Source organism: Bifidobacterium thermophilum, from assembly GCF_002846655.1.
Lineage (GTDB): Bacteria > Actinomycetota > Actinomycetes > Actinomycetales > Bifidobacteriaceae > Bifidobacterium > Bifidobacterium thermophilum.
Genome location: NZ_PCGX01000008.1, coordinates 93,575 through 109,341, shown reverse-complemented (window position 1 = coordinate 109,341; position 15,767 = coordinate 93,575). Strand labels below are relative to the sequence as shown.

The window sequence follows — 15,767 nt, the reverse complement described above, 5'->3', positions numbered from 1 at the left end:
CTCTAGTCATACCCGCATACCCGTTGACCGAGGTGGGCGCAAACGCCGGGGAGGGCGGCTCTGGCTCACATATATCGTTCCCTGTCATCGAGAGGCAAGGCTGGACACCGTATGGTCGCGCGTGTATGCGATGACATGCGCAAGTGTCCGCTCCGACCGGGAATCGTTTCAAAGACCAGACGTTCCGCGGCGGGCCGTATGCCCCGACATACACAACCCAACCGATCCCCATCTTGGCCATGCCATCTTTGACTCGCCCCACCCACCACGTATCCCCCGACATACACAACTCACCCGATCGCCATAACCCCTACAATCTCCGACCCATCCTGCAAACCACGCATGTCACGACATACGCAACCCAACAAAACCACCACCATCATCGCAATACCGCCACCCCAACCGCAAGTTACGCATGCCACGGCATACGCAACTCAACAGATATTTCCTGATCCCCCGCTTTCCCTATCTATTAGCAAGCCACGTATGTCCGGACATACGGCTGCCGACAGAAGCAGCCGAGCATCGTCCCCGCAACAACTATCCATCATTCGGTGTATCCCGGCGGATATACAACCCCACACTTTGCGCGGCTCAGCGGGCAGGAGCGCGCCGCGGATCAGACAACTGGCGAAGCGTCAACGTCTTTCCCGTTCGCACCCGGCGACCCAGCTGGCGTTCCAACCGGTCGACGACACTCGCCGCTAACTCCGTGCGAGACTGCTCACCGCACAAGTCAGCACTGGTCACCGCGACGTGCACCCAATGCGCGTCACCAATCATCTTCAGCCGGTGTTGATCACGATCCCACTGCCAAGCATGCTGGCGCCCGTCATACTCGATTGCCACGCGGGCTTGCGGATACGCCAAATCCAAGAACAACCTTTCGCCGCGGCCGCTGGCCCCGTCAGGCAATTCCAGACAATAGTTGACCTGTGGGCACGGCAATCCGTGTTGCATAAGTACCAACCGCAGAAGGGTTTCAGGGAAGGAATCAGTATTCTCGTGCATCAGCTTCAGCGCACGTGTACATGTTTGGAATCGATTGCGATTGCGCAAGCCCGTCATCCGAAGAAAATCCGTGACAGCTGATTCCAGCTGCCCGATGGAATAGTACTTCTGCTCGGTGTCACGACGGATGAGCGCATCGCCAAGCAAAATCATTTCCCGTAACCCTACCTTGCCGGCATACATGACCCATGTCATGACCGGCGTCACGCACGTAATGCTGTCCACGGTCAGCGTCGGCAATTCATACTGCCAGACAATCGACCGAACACCATGAAGCTGCGGTCTGCTGGGACAATCAGGAGCGACCACAGTCAAGTCGTCAACATCAATCTCTGCTGGCACTTCCACGCACATCAATTTCAGTGCAGTCTCCAAGCCGAATATCAGGTGTTTACTGCTGCGTGACTGGGCTTCACGGCAGCGTTGCATCGTTACTGCACGAACGCGTATCAGTCTGGCACGCGTGGATTCAAAGAATTCCCCCGAACCGAGATTGTGGGCGCGTTCAACAAGTTTTGAGCATTGTCGTATATCTGTCATGATTCGACCGTATATGAACAGATGCCGTCGCGCATCATGAACCAGAACATGTGGATAAAAGTTGAATCAAGCTATATTGCGCAAAAGCCGATGCATCTCACACCACGGAATCCGCTGACGAATCCCGCAATCAGTCGGGTGGCAACACGGGGGCACAATGAATCAACCAAGACAGCGTGCATGTGCCGACATGCACGATCTGCAAACAATCAGGCAAGCGCACCATAATCTCCAGCAACCGATCAACGGCGTATCCCAAGGTGTACGTACCGCAACAGATGCCCGCACTCGCTCGCGCAATCACAGCGCAACCACAAAATCACGCGCGTCCTCACATACGCAACGCAACAGATAACGCTCCTTCCCCGCGGCTAATGCAATACACAGCAGTCTGCGCATACTCAGATATACGCAGCTCAGCAAACGTCCCCATCAACGCAGCCAGACTTGGCAACAATCGGCAATCGTGCATGCCCTCGCATACGTAAATATGACAGACAACCCGCCCCGCCTGCATCACCACGGCACAACCCGACCACCCTGTATGTCCCGACATACGCAACACGGCAGACGATCCACCCGCCCGAACAATCACGGCACAACTCGGTCATGGCCGTGTATACCAAGACATACGCAACATGACAAACCCACCAAGTTCCACGGGCACTATCTCGATAATGGAAGCTAACGTATACCGGTGCATACGTAACACTACAGATGCCCCCACCGCCACGAAAAATCACGGCGTCAACAGACGATTGCGCATGTCGTAGCATACGCACAGCGCAGCAGACGTCTACACCGACTCCAGCACTTGCAACTCGCGCAGAATCACGTATGTCATCACATACGCGAAGCAACAGACACCACAGCGCCAGGGCAAAGTTGCCGCTACGATGATCTTTCCTTGCGTACCCGTTCAATACGCACCTAACCGCGGCAATCTCCAAACACCCTGCGACACGCCAACACCCTCACTTGCCGGTTTGTGTTAACCGAGTTAAACTTTTAATCAAGTTCAGATTCAAAGACGAACCGTCCGCCCATCAGCGGAGCAGGGAGAACAGACGCAAGGAGGTGCCATGAACACAGAGTCCGCCGCCCCAGCAACCCGGTCCACCGTATCGGAGACCAACCGTTCGCGCGTGCTGCACTACCTGTACACCCACGGCATCAGCTCCCGCGCCAGCATCGCCCAGGCGCTCGGCCTGTCCGCGGCGGCGATCACGAAAATCACCGCCCGCCTGATCGACGCCGGCATCATCCACGAAGTCGGCGGCATCGAAGGTCGCAAGAATCGCCGGTCCATCGGGCTGGAGCTTGACCCGCGCCAATTCCATTTCATTGGCGTCAAGTTCGCACGCAGCCTCGTCGAAATCGGCGTATTCGATCTCAAAGGCGAGACATCAAGCCTCACCGACCTTCCACCCGTTCAGAACGACACGATTCCCGACACGATCCGCAGCATCCACAAGACCATCAACACCCTGCTTGGCAACGACTCTTCAATCGTCGCTATCGGCATGGCAGTCCCCGGCCCCTACCTGCGTCATGAAGGCAGAACGGCCGTTGTTTCCTCGATGCAGGGTTGGCGCACGTTCAATTTCCTTGACGAATTCTCAGACGCATTCCGCGTCCCCGTGTTCGTCGAGCAGGACGCCCGCGCCGGCGTACTCGCCCAGTACCTGCTTGACCCGACAAGCAGCACTTGCCGAAACCTCGCCTACTATCTGCTGGGCGAAGGCGTCGGCCTCGGCGTGATCGATGATGGCCGGCTTGTCAACGGAGCCCAAGGTGGAGCCGCGGAAATCGGGCACGTCAGCATCGACGTCAATGGCCTGCCCTGCGATTGCGGCAACCGCGGATGCCTCGAGCGCTACTGCTCGGCCGTAGCCATCCACCGCCGGCTCAGCGAAACCGGCATCGTCGCCGACAGCGATACCATGACGCACAAGCAAGCCTGCCACGCGCTGTTCGAGCAGGCCGCCCAAGGCGATCGCGCGGCACAGCATCTCGTCCATGAGATCGGCCGGTACGTCGGCTACGGCTGCGTGACCATTTTCAACACGTTCAACCCCGAGCGCATCGTCCTGGGCGACATCGTCGCGGAAGGCGGCCAACCGCTGTTGGACGCAGTGCACGAGGTCGTGGACGAGCGCGTCATCCCTGAACTCAACAAGGCGACCACCATCTGCCTGTCCAGACTCCCCGCGGATGCCGCCGTCATCGGCGCCGCCGCGGTCGCAGTGACCCAGTTCCTTGAACATCCGTCAAGGTTCTTCGCCATCACCTAGACACCCGCCTAGGGACCCGATAACTGTCCAGATTTCCCAATCGGAAAAAAGAACAAACCAACCACAACAACCAACATATCGAAAGGAACCATCATGGCACAGCCAATCGTTCTCTCACTCGGCGAACTTCTGTGGGATATGCTCCCCGGCGGCAAACGCGCAGGCGGCGCCCCGGTCAACTTCATCTACCACGCCATGCACAACGGCGCGGACGGCTACGCGATCAGCGCGGTCGGTGAAGACGAGCTCGGCGACGAACTGGTCAAAGTCACCAAGGACGCCGGCATCAACGCGATCATCCAGCGCAACGCCTGGCCGACCGGCACCGTGGATGTCGCCCTCAAGAACGGCATCCCGGAGTACACGATTGTCCGCGGCGTGGCTTGGGACCACATCCTGTACACCCGCGAACTGATCGAGCAGGTGGGGAAAGCCGACTGCGTGTGCTTCGGCACGCTCGGCCTGCGCTCCCCCGAATCGCATGACACCATCGTCGAGCTGCTCAAGCACACGAAGCCCGGCGCCATGAAGTTCTTCGACATCAACATCCGCGGCGACCACTACTCCAAGGAGCTGATCGAGGAGCTGCTCAGCTACGCGACCGTGTTCAAGCTCAACGATGCGGAACTCCTGCTGCTGCGCGACATGTTCGGCATCCGCGGCACTTCCGACGACGAGGCCTGCCGCTGGTTCCTCACCCAGTACGGCTTGGATTACATCATTCTGACCGGTGGATCGACCTTCAGCACGATCATTTCCAAGACCGGCGACAGCTCCACGCTGTCCACCCCGCATGTCGAGGTCGCGGACACCGTCGGCGCTGGCGACTCGTTCTCCGGCACCTTCGCGGCTAAGATCCTCACCGGCGCGAGCCTTGAGGAAGCTCACCGCGCGGCTGTGAACACCGCCGCCTTCGTGTGCACGAACGATGGCGCATGGCCCGAGTATCCGGAGCACATTCCGGATTATCTCGCCGAAGCCGGCCTGTGAACCCAGACGCACCACAACTGATTCCCTGACCGCACAATAGCGTGCGGCTCCCCACGCCCCAACCGTTATCCGGCCTATCACCAGTGACGGCTGGGGTGTGTCCACTCCGTACTCTTGCGCAACAACGCACTGTCGGAAGCCCACACATCAACTGCATCAACCGTCACCAATCGCGTTGTATCAAAAGGGGAAATCATGAGCAACAACACCGCGACGGCGAAGAAAACCACAGTCAGGGCGCTTGTCCCAGTGATGGCCACGTTCTTCGTCATGGGCTTTGTCGACCTTGTCGGCACCGCCACCAACTACGTCAAGCCGGAATTCAACCTGTCCGACTCCCAAGCGAACCTGTTCACCTCCATGGTGTTCTTCTGGTTCCTGATCTTCTCCGTACCCACCGGCGTACTGATGAACAAAATCGGTCGCCGCAAAACCGTACTGATTTCACTGATCGTCACCGCCGTGGCCATGCTGCTGCCGGTCGTCGCCTACACCGCGGCCTCCGGCACCCCGCGACTGGTGCTCATGATTGTCTCGTTCTCGCTGCTGGGTATCGGTAACACGCTCATGCAGGTGTCGCTCAACCCGCTGCTCACCGTGTTCGTGAATGGAGACAAGCTCGCTTCCACCCTCACCACCGGCCAGTTCGTCAAGGCGTTCGCCTCGTTCTTCGCGCCGCTGATTGCCGGATGGGGTGCATCTAAGCTCGGTGCATGGTGGGTGCTGTATGTCATTTACCTGGTGATTGGCGTAATCGTTGGGGTCGCCCTGGCGCTTGACAAAATCGACGAGCCCGCGCCCGATGCCGGACAGACCAGCATCGTCAGCTGCTTCAAACTACTCGGCAACCCGATTGTGCTGCTGTGCTTCCTCGGCATCATCGCACACGTGGGCATCGATGTCGGCATCAACGCGCAGGCGCCGCGCATCCTGATGGAGCACACCGCTGTCCCGCTCGCCACCGCCGCCGGGGCGACCTCCCTGTATTTCGCGTTCCGTACTATCGGCACGGGATTGGGCGGCATCGTGCTGCAGAAGATGGATAACAAGACCGCGTTGCGCATCTGCGGCGCGATTATGGTGTTGTCCGTTGTGTGCTTCGCCGTGTTCACCACCATCGCCTCAAACCCGCCGCAGTGGCTGTTCTATCTGGCGGTCGCGTTGATTGGTTTCGGCAACGCGAACGTGTTCTCGCTGTGCCTGTCGCATGCGCTGAACACCCTGCCGTCCCGCCAGAACGAGGTGTCTGGCCTGATGATGATGGGCCTGATCGGAGGCGCAATCTTCCCGCCGATCATGGGTGCCGCCGCTGATGCGATGGGACAAGCCGGTTCGATTATCGTCGTTGCGGTGGGCGCGATTTACGTGCTCGCGATTGCGCTGGCGTATGACAAGGCGATGGAGCCGGCGAAGAAGTAAGTGATGACCGAGCGTGATGACCGCGCGTGACGCCCGGACTGGAACCGCTTGAGGTTGTGCGGGACGATTCGCTCTGTTCGCTAGGTTGGCGAATGTTCCGCCCGGTCAGTGACTCGGCCGAGTCCGGGGATTTCTCGCGGTCTGAGGGCCCGCTGTGCGAGGATTGGCTCGCGCAGCGGGCCTTTTTGTATATGGATTGGGTGGATGGCTGATGGGTGGCTGTGGCCGTGCAGGGAATAGTGTCATTGTGCGAGCCAATCCTCACAAAGTGACGCTCCCCGGCACAGAATCAATAGTCTTGACGCTCTCAGACCGTCACTGTGCGAGCCAATCCTCACACGATGACGACCACCGACCCAGAATCAACCACCCCGATGTTCCCTGGCCGGCGTTATGCGAGTGAATCCTCACACAGTGACGGTCGCGCACTTACAATCCGACACCTCCAACATGACCACACCCCGACTGTGCGAGCCAATCCTCACACGATGACACCGCAAGAACGAGGTAGGACCAACCACGCAGGTATCGACATAAGCAACCCGCCAAATCGGCGACAGACCAAGCCCGAGCGACATCTGTTCGTAACGATACGCACGCGACAACATACGCAGCCCGCGTCCATTAACGTCACCGTTCAAGCCGGAACGACAGCGTCCACACAGGCCACGACGACCATCGGCACTCCCCCGCAGCCAGACCGGTCAGAATGTCCAGCCTGAATCACCATCGCATTCAACGGCCAATCAGCCCGCTGAGCATCCGTGAGAACTCGAGCGCGTCGTCGGCACGTCGAAAGATGAACAGCGAGGACCGCCATCCGGACAGCGACAGGGTGACCTGCTTGCGCTGTACCTGCACACCGAGCACGTCTTTGAGGAATATCACATCCGTGCGTTTGTATCTGCGGAGCCAGTATGTGGGGATGTCGGCCTCCACGCGGTTGTCATACAAACGCAGTTCGAGCTGCCACTGCAGCTTGTCGCATCTGAACAGCCACCCCGGAGCCGGGTCAGGTTTCCTTGCCATGATTCGCCTTTCTTGTCGGTTCCTCTCTGTCCACTCTTCTCTAGCCTATGCTCAACGATCAGCTTGTTCGACCAGACCGGTCAGTATGTCCGGTCTCGCAACGACGTAAGCGACATGGGCGGAGAAGACCGTCCACGACAGTCGCGCCGAAAAGTCAGCCCGGGGAACGCCCCATCAAGAAGCGTTACCCCGGGCTGTCAGCATTCCCAAGCAGACTTCATCGCGATTACGGGAATTCAGGGACGTCCCGGAATTCGATGACTTTTCCCGTCACCGCCACCGCAATCGCCACCATCATTGCCGCCGTCATCGCACCAATGGTTCCGTCAGGCCAGGAAATCGCCTATCGCACGGTCACGTTCGTCGGTTCAGCACTGGCGAACAGCGACTTGGACATGGTGAATCCGAGTGTCGCGTTTTGTTTCGCCGCGATGGTGCCGTTCCATGAAGCGTTGGTAATCACGTAATGATTGCCTTTGTGACTTGCGATGGTGCCGTTCCACAGGTTGGTGATATCGCCGTCGAGATCGAATTCGACGGTCCAACCGCCTTCATGTGCGGCATCGGTCTTGTTGTTGACCACGACCTGAACCGTCGCGCCGACTGCCCAGTTGCTGTTGACTTTGGCTTCAGCGGCCAGAGCGGAGGCGGCAGGCTTCGCGTCGGAAGGCTGCCCATCGGATGGTTGCCCGTCGGAAGACTGCCCGTCGGACGGCTTGGTATCCGCAGGCTTGGTATCCGAGGAATCGTTCTTCTGATCATCGGAGGTCTTCTGACCGTTCGAATCCTTCGACGAATCCTTCGACGAATCCTTGGACGAATCCGCTGACGAATCAGTCGATCCCGACACCTTCGAGGAATCACCCGAAGCACCCGCGGCAACACCGTTCACCGTCAGATTCGTCGGCAACGCACTGCTTGTCGGTGTCTTCGACACGCCGAATCCGAAGGAAGTGCTCTGCTTCGGGGCGATCGAAGCGTTCCACGAGGCATCAGAGACAACGTAATGATTGCCGGTATGGCTCACGACTTTGCCACACCACAGGTTGGTGATGGTGCCTGCCAGGTCGAACTCGACCTTCCAGCCGCCCTTGTACATGGCGTCGGATGGGTTGCTGACGGTCACGTTGACGTTCGCACCCATACCCCAATCGCTGCTGACTTTCGCTTCGACGGTCAGCCCGGTGGTTGTGGTCTGTGGATCACTCGGTTCGGTGGGGTCGGTCGGGGTGGTTGGGTCAGTCGGTTCGCTCGGCGTTGGGTCAGGCGTCGGATCAGGCGTGGGGTCAGACGTCGGATCAGGTGTCGGATCGGTTGGCGTCTCACCACTGCCGCTGCCGCCTGATTGGCTCAAGCCATCGACCATGGCCTGGATGCGACGGCTGGTGTTGACCAGCCAGATGCCGCTGGTGGACAGCTCGCTGCCGGTCCACTTGCTGGTCTTGCTCGTGGATTCCTTCAGGTAGGAGGCCCCCTCCCCCTTGTTGCACAGCGACCAGGCGGCGTAGCTGATGTTGTTGCGCGTCAGCAGCGTCATCCAATCGTTCGCGTTCGCGATGTCGATTCCGCCCCAGCCGGATGCGTCGGTGATGCCGAACTCGGTGACGAACACCGGAGTGCCGGCCGCCAAAGCCGTACGCAGCTTGTTCTTAATGTTGTCGTAATGCGTGCCCGCGTAGAAGTGCAGCGTGTATGCCACGTTGGTGAGCCCGTCTGCGGACAGTGGTTTGGCTGCGACCGCGTCCACGTCTTGCGACCATGTGTTGGTTCCGCAGATGACGATGGACTGGTTGCCGGTGGCGCGAATCGCCTTGGTGAGACGCTTGCTGTAGGTGTACAGGTCGTTGCCTGACCCGTCATACCAGGAGGTTGATGTCGGCTCATTGTCGATTTCGTACAGGACGTTCTTCAGATTCTTGTACTTGGCAGCATATTTGGTGAAGAACTCTTCTGCCTTGGCGGCGTCCTCGTTGGGGTTGTAGTTGAGGACATGCCAGTCGAGGATGACGTACATGCCGAGCTCGTTGGCAGCGGTGACGGCTTCTTCGATTTTGGCATCCATCTTCGCTTGTGAGCCCTGCAGGTAGCCACCTTCACGCGGGTAGAGCGCCAGGCGCACCATGTTGATGCCCCATTCGTCGCGCAACGACTGGAATGCATCGCGGTTGATGTACTGGGGGAACCATTGCACGCCGTGTGTGCTCGCTCCGCGCAGCTGGAAGGGCTGGCCGTGCTCGTCGAGTACGGTCGGCGCGCTGAATCCTGCCGCCTTGCCGATGGACAGCCTGCCGTGCTGGCCGACCGGAGTGTCTTTGTAGGCTACGTCCTTCAACGTGCCGGTCACCGGGTAGGCGAGGCTGTCGCCGCTGGCATCAGCGGTGTAGGATTTCATCACCTGCGCGTAATCCGCACTGCTTGCTGCGGCGGATTGCGCTGCGGCAGCTGACTGTGCAGACACGGTTGCAACGCCTGTCGCACACCCAGCGGCCAGCATTGCACCGGCTGCTATCGCCGCGCACACCCGCGACCATGGTCGAATGATTGATGACACGTCAATCTCCTTCGATATTGACTTTCCTTGGGATACTTCCTTGAATGAATTCCGTCGGGGCTTCCTGAAACTTCCTTGGAAGAATTCCTCGGGCGTTTCCGCAGAAGCCCTCGCGTGAATTCCTCGACCGACCGGTCAGCGATTGACCGGACGCAGATTCACAGCTTATGTACATCGGATAGTGCACAATCAACGAGCTGATTGTGACCGCCGTCACATTTCGCGTAATCCAAGCATCAAGAATAATCCATGCGCTGCCCAGCAGACAGCCAATGACCATCAAACGGGCCATGACAATAAGCAAAGCGATTGTAACCGGTCAAACCACAATCACCGCAATCAGCTACATGTCAGCTGAAGAGAGATATACGACCGGCATCACCCGGCAAATCATCCCCCGGCAAGTCATCATCCGACCATCAGCGAATTACCGTCCTTCCGTCTTACGCCTCTTCACGGCGACGATTGCATACGCGCACAGGTTCGCATCGTACCGGCGAAACACCTTGCGCATAGCAAGAACCCGCTTTCTACCCGCCGAATTGCGTATCATATTGCCGGCGAACCGCATCGCGCCGCCGAATCCCTCGTCACTGACGATGCGGGCGGGCTCCAGTAGGTGCATCGGACGTTCCAATGTGGCGGTGACGTCAAATCCTTCGCCGTCGAGCATGTCCACCCATTCGGGGAGCGTCAACGGTCTTGCCCCGACATGAATCGCCCGCGAGATTCCACGTTCCAGGTCATTGCGCAATTGCCGGTCGGCATCTTCCGGTTTCAATCCCATCTCATGGATCGCATAGCGACACCCGGGTTTGAGGATTCTCGCGGCTTCACGCACTACGGCACGCTTGCGTTCAAGTGGGAGCATGGTCAGCATAGCCTCGCCGACGACAAGGCTCGCAGATGCGTTCGGCAGACCGGTACGCGCCGCATCCGCCTTGACCATTCTCGCCTGACGGTGTTCACCGACGATCTCACCCATTGCCGTTTCACCTTCCGGATTCGGGTCGACACCCGTATAACTGCGGGGATTCGCCGCGAGCAGTAACGCTGCGGTCTTGCCTACTCCGGGGCCGAATTCAACAATGTCATCGTCAGCGTTCACGCCAACGGCATCAAGCATGGCACGAGTCAGCTCGATGCCACCGGGGCGCAGCACGCGTTTGCCCATCTTGGCGAGCAGCCAGTGCCCTTGCAGGCGCTGCTCCTCGGGGCCGGAGCGCTGGCCGTGGACACTTTGCGCAATTTGGGCATGCCGCGAGCCGATGACGCTCTGCTTGTTCGAAGGAGTGCCCGAAGCATGTGGATTGTTGGACATGTCCGAAGTGATCACCGATCACCGTCCTGCTGTTCGAGTCGTGAATCTCCTTGTTCTTGAAGATGTTCACTGTGATGACCCTCATGCCCATGGCATCCGCAGCTTCCATGGTGGCCCCGGTGAGACGGGTCACACGAATCCGGTTGCGTATCGCGAGCATCGCCATCTTGCGTCTGACGCATCGATTCCACGTCAATCAGCGTTAACGACATACGGCTCGGCTCCAATGCGGTCAATGCATGCCTCTCCCCCGGCGCCAGATAAATCACGTCGCCCGCAGTGACGATATTCTTTGTCCCGCCGACCGTGAAATCAAACTTGCCTTCAAGAATATTGACAATCACCGCGCGCGCTGACGCGTGATCAGTGAGCACCTGCCCTTCACCGAACGTAAAGAACACGTGTCGCAACAACGGGTTGTTCACCACGACGCGGGAGGTGGTCGTGTCATCAAGAATGGGAAGATTCTCGTTGATTCCGGTACTCACGACAGATTCGGAAACAGTTGTTTTGGCCATAATGCCTCTCTTTCTGTATTCGGTATGAGACAAATCTTGCACGAGTCGCGTCCCGGCGATACGCAGAAACGCTGAATGCAGGTTCATTATCACAATGGCAGCGCAACACTTCAAGACTTTTCAACGGGAAATTGGAGCCAGCAGTGTGGGGTGTATCACACCGGCCAATGGTTCCATCTGCCTGTCCCGTAGGCAAAAACTCCAGACATACGCTGTTACGATAATCGTCTGCCTGGGCCATACGACTGGGCATGGCAGGCAACCGTGCAGGAACGCGGCAGGCGCGGCTCACAGTGAGGCACTGGCGTTGCGCCCTTACCGCCGCGAGCATATCAAGATGCAGCCAGTGACGCGGCTGACAGTGAGAACTGGCGCTGCGACACCGGAACACTGTACGCCGATTTGCGTGTATCTGCGGTATCTGTAGTACCTGCCGGAGGCTATCTCGCTTATCGGGGTTCGCCGACCTGCGATACCGCGAGTATAGTCGTTGATATTCCGCGGGCCATGCTCGCGGTATCGGGCACGCATGAACACAGATAGTGGAGATACGGTTCGCGAGGTACTACAGATAGGCGAGATACTCGCTCTTCGATACCACAGATAGATGAAATACCGTCATCACTCGGCGCGGGCAGCTCAGAATGACAGCTGCCGCCCGTGATCCCTACACCGGCGCAACCAGCGTTGGAAATATCGCCCGATCAGATGTTGCCAAACATCGTACTTGCCTTTCCGATGGACCAAGTATCACTCTGTCATCGTCATTCCCCTTCTTTCTTCCTCCAAGCCGCTAAGCACCGGTGCTAAGCTTTTCTCAGTATTGTCGCTTATTTGAAGCGACAGCGGACATGAATCGTCATGCTGAGGAGAGGGCATCAGAACTATGGAGTTCATCGAAAAGCCACAGAGCGAACTGGATTTTGAACAGAACCTCATTGATTATCTGCAGCATATCGGTGGTAGCAAGCAGTGGGAGTATCGGCCGGATATCAAAACCATTCCGGGGCTGTGGAAGAATTTTCGCGAAATCCTTGAACGCAATAATGCAGATAAGCTTCAAGGACGACCGCTGAGCGATCAGGAGTTCGCCCAGATTCAAAAGGAGATCAAAGCCCTTTCATCACCGTTCAAAGCAGGACAATGGATTTACGGAGTTGGTGGCGTAACACAGGTCACCGTTCAACGCGATGACGTCAATGGTGGCAACGTCATTTATCTGACGGTGTTCGACCAAGACCAAGTCGGCGCCGGAAATACTACTTACCAGATAGTAAACCAAGTGCAGCGGCACCACGTCCAAGCAGGAACGAAAGACTGCCGCTTCGACACCACGCTACTCATCAACGGGCTGCCGATTATCCAAATCGAGGAAAAGACCTCATCGCACGATGCACTTGAGGGGCTGAACCAGATTCGCCAATATATCGGATGCGGTCTGTACGGGGATATCTACTCAACAGTTCAAATTCTTATCGGCATGACGCCCACGGACGTGCGATATATGGCAAACACCGACGCCGATTCCTTCAACACTGCATTCGCATTCCACTGGCAGGATGAGCAACGAAGCACACCCGTATTTGGATGGAAGGAATTCTGCAACTCGTTCTTGTCGATTCCGCAAGCGCATCGAATGGCGACAAGTTATATGATTCTTGACAATGCCAAGAATCACAAGAATCTCATCGTTATGCGCCCTTACCAAGTATATGCAACAAAGCGCGTACTGGAGCGTCTGCGCAACCATACATTCGGAACCGACAACCAAGAGGTGGGCTATATTTGGCACACCACGGGCTCGGGAAAAACCATCAGCAGTTTCAAAACTGCTTGGCTCGCTTCGCGCTTGCCGAATGTTGACAAGGTCGTGTTTGTTGTTGACCGCAGGGCACTGACCAGACAGACATTCGACAACTATCAGGCGTATGACCCCGATTATGATCCCGAACAGGCAGTAGGCAGCGACGACAAGCAGGGCATCATATCCGATACCGCCAATGTCAACGATCTAAGGCGAAAGCTCAGAAGCAACTCGACGCGGCATTCAATCATCGTCACGTCGATACAGAAGCTCGCGAAACTCTGCAAATCAGATGCGTTCCCTGCACAAGACAATAAGAATGTGGTTTTCATCGTGGACGAAGCACACCGCTCAACGAACGGCGAAATGCTCCCTCAAATCAAGAAAAAATTCCCGCGCTCGGCATGGGTCGGGTACACGGGTACCCCGGCATTCGACGGCGGTCTCACACAAGCAGCTTTCGGCAATCTCATCCACGCATATACGATTCGCGAAGCGATAGCAGATAAGAATGTTCTTGGTTTCCATGTTGATTTCGAGCACACGCTTCCGGATGCTGAAATCCGTGAGAAAGTACTGCCTGTCGTTCTCAAAGAGAAGTATCCGTCATGGACCGATAAAGAAATAGACAATGCCATTGCCCGCATGTCGAATGACGAGGCGGAGGATTATGTGGATTCCGGAGTCTATGACAACAATCCACAACATATCGAAAAGGTCGTCGAGGACATCGTCAAGAAGTGGCGCAACCGGTCTGAAAACTTCCGCTATGATGCAATCCTGACCACGCATGTGCGTAGCGGTGGCTCGTCCATTCCTATGGCACTCGCCTATTACCGGGAGTTCAAGAAGGCAAATAACCGACTTGCGTCCGAAGGCAAACGCACTATCAAAGTGGCGGTGACGTTCTCATATGCAACGGACAACAGCTCTCGCCAATTCGATGACAATAAGGGATTGAGAGAAGCCATTCGAGATTACGACAGTCTGTTCAACACCTCATTTGCAGGCGACGAGCTGAACGTAGACGACTATTTCACTGACATCATGGAAAGGCTCGCAGACAAACAGCGCGATGGCGAAAAGCTTGACTTGGTCATCGTGGTTGATCAACTGCTCACCGGATATGATGCCCCCAAAGTCAACACGCTCTACGTCGACCGCTTGCTCGCCGGCGCTAACCTCATTCAAGCGTATTCCCGCACTAATCGCATCGAAGACCCACATCTCAAGCCATTCGGGCATATCGTCAACTACCGCTATCCGGTAGTTGCGAAGAAACTCATGGACGAAGCAATCAGCGTGTATGCCAACCGCGACTCTGTTGTCGTCCAGGATACGCTGCCCGAACCGGAACCTCCGACACCTGAACCCAACCCCATCATCATGCCTGCCTTCAAGGAAAAAACAAAGCAGACAGCAGGTTTGCTCGCTGAAATCAGCAACATGACCGATGGATTCCGGATTTGCCCGCCAAGCGAGAACGAGAAGGAACATCTCGCTCAGCTGATTATGCAGGTCAGCGATGACGTCGCCGCATTGAAACAGTATCCCGAGTTCGATTATGACCATCCGGAACAGCTGTACAATCTGCTCGACGTAGAAAAAGAACAATACGAATGGACGGTATCAACCTTGTGGCGGATGGTTGCACCAGAGCCGCCATCTCCAAATCCCGTCATGCCCTCATTGGTATTCCGTGTTGAACATATCACCGATGTCCGTGTGAACTACGATTACATCACCAAGCTACTAGCCGACCTGCTGAATGCTGTCCATAACGGGGATGATGACGTACAGCAACGTTATAACGAACTCGAACAGCAGACTGCCGCAATGGACAATCGCCATCAGGCAACCCGTGTGCTGAGCACGGCGAAGGCAGCAATAAGTGGACAACTCGATAATGGCATTGTCAATTATCCGGCGAAACCCGAAGATATGGACGATGTCATCAACCAACACACTCAGGAAACCCGACGCCATGAAGTGCTTGAGTTCAAGAAGAAATGGGGCCTGGTCGATGTTACTACAGCACAGATTCTCATTGACCATATCATCGATCGGCATGTTGAAGGCAACGACGATTTGAACCAAGGCAGCGAACTGGAAAAACTCCTCAAAGGCGCACTCACACGCGACGGTAACGGATGCTACTACCAGCATGATGCCGAAGATCCTGAAATCCGCTCCCTTTCCAGATTGCAATATCGCAACAAGCTCAGCGGGGCGCTGCGGGAATTCGCCGACCGAATGGTTCGGGATTACTGATAACAGCGTAACAATCATT

At 56.9% G+C, this 15,767-nt stretch carries 9 protein-coding genes; 4 read left to right on the top strand and 5 right to left on the bottom strand.

Annotated features, from left to right (window positions below; translation table 11 throughout):
• Window positions 1-594: 594 nt before the first annotated feature.
• The gene (locus CQR48_RS03200; protein ID WP_143252466.1) at window positions 595-1,551 is read right to left on the bottom strand and encodes a hypothetical protein; all 957 of its coding nucleotides are present in this window, start codon (window positions 1,549-1,551) and stop codon (window positions 595-597) included.
• 1,082 nt (window positions 1,552-2,633) lie between these two features.
• Here CQR48_RS03200 and CQR48_RS03195 point away from each other — a divergent pair.
• The 3 genes from CQR48_RS03195 to CQR48_RS03185 all read left to right on the top strand — a co-directional run bounded on the left by CQR48_RS03195 (window position 2,634) and on the right by CQR48_RS03185 (window position 6,254).
• A complete protein-coding gene (locus tag CQR48_RS03195; RefSeq protein WP_101451992.1) occupies window positions 2,634-3,845 on the top strand; it encodes an ROK family transcriptional regulator in 1,212 nt (403 codons plus the stop codon).
• A gap of 93 nt (window positions 3,846-3,938) precedes the next feature.
• Window positions 3,939-4,835 (top strand): carbohydrate kinase family protein, encoded by an 897-nt coding sequence (locus tag CQR48_RS03190; protein ID WP_015450175.1) that lies wholly within the window; start codon window positions 3,939-3,941, stop codon window positions 4,833-4,835.
• A 195-nt stretch (window positions 4,836-5,030) separates the two neighbouring features.
• Entirely contained in the window at window positions 5,031-6,254 is a 1,224-nt protein-coding gene (locus CQR48_RS03185; RefSeq protein WP_101451991.1) for an MFS transporter, read from the top strand.
• A gap of 735 nt (window positions 6,255-6,989) precedes the next feature.
• Here CQR48_RS03185 and CQR48_RS03180 read toward each other — a convergent pair.
• The 4 genes from CQR48_RS03180 to CQR48_RS03165 form a co-directional block, all read right to left on the bottom strand.
• Window positions 6,990-7,283 carry a hypothetical protein gene (locus CQR48_RS03180; protein ID WP_101451990.1) on the bottom strand — a complete coding sequence of 98 codons (294 nt, stop codon included), beginning with the start codon at window positions 7,281-7,283 and terminating at the stop codon, window positions 6,990-6,992.
• Window positions 7,284-7,626: 343 nt separating this feature from the next.
• Window positions 7,627-9,741 carry a cellulase family glycosylhydrolase gene (locus CQR48_RS03175; RefSeq protein ID WP_244898924.1) on the bottom strand — a complete coding sequence of 705 codons (2,115 nt, stop codon included), beginning with the start codon at window positions 9,739-9,741 and terminating at the stop codon, window positions 7,627-7,629.
• Window positions 9,742-10,261: 520 nt separating this feature from the next.
• Window positions 10,262-11,155, bottom strand: coding sequence for a class I SAM-dependent methyltransferase (locus CQR48_RS03170; RefSeq protein ID WP_244898923.1), 894 nt, complete (start codon window positions 11,153-11,155; stop codon window positions 10,262-10,264).
• 11 nt (window positions 11,156-11,166) lie between these two features.
• Window positions 11,167-11,760: a cupin domain-containing protein gene (locus CQR48_RS03165; protein ID WP_218971680.1), complete on the bottom strand. Its 594-nt coding sequence runs from the start codon at window positions 11,758-11,760 to the stop codon at window positions 11,167-11,169.
• 799 nt (window positions 11,761-12,559) lie between these two features.
• On the opposite strand from CQR48_RS03165, the gene CQR48_RS03160 reads away from it, so the two are divergent.
• Complete coding sequence (locus CQR48_RS03160; protein ID WP_218971679.1) at window positions 12,560-15,748, top strand: type I restriction endonuclease subunit R; 3,189 nt, start codon at window positions 12,560-12,562, stop codon at window positions 15,746-15,748.
• Window positions 15,749-15,767 lie beyond the last annotated feature (19 nt).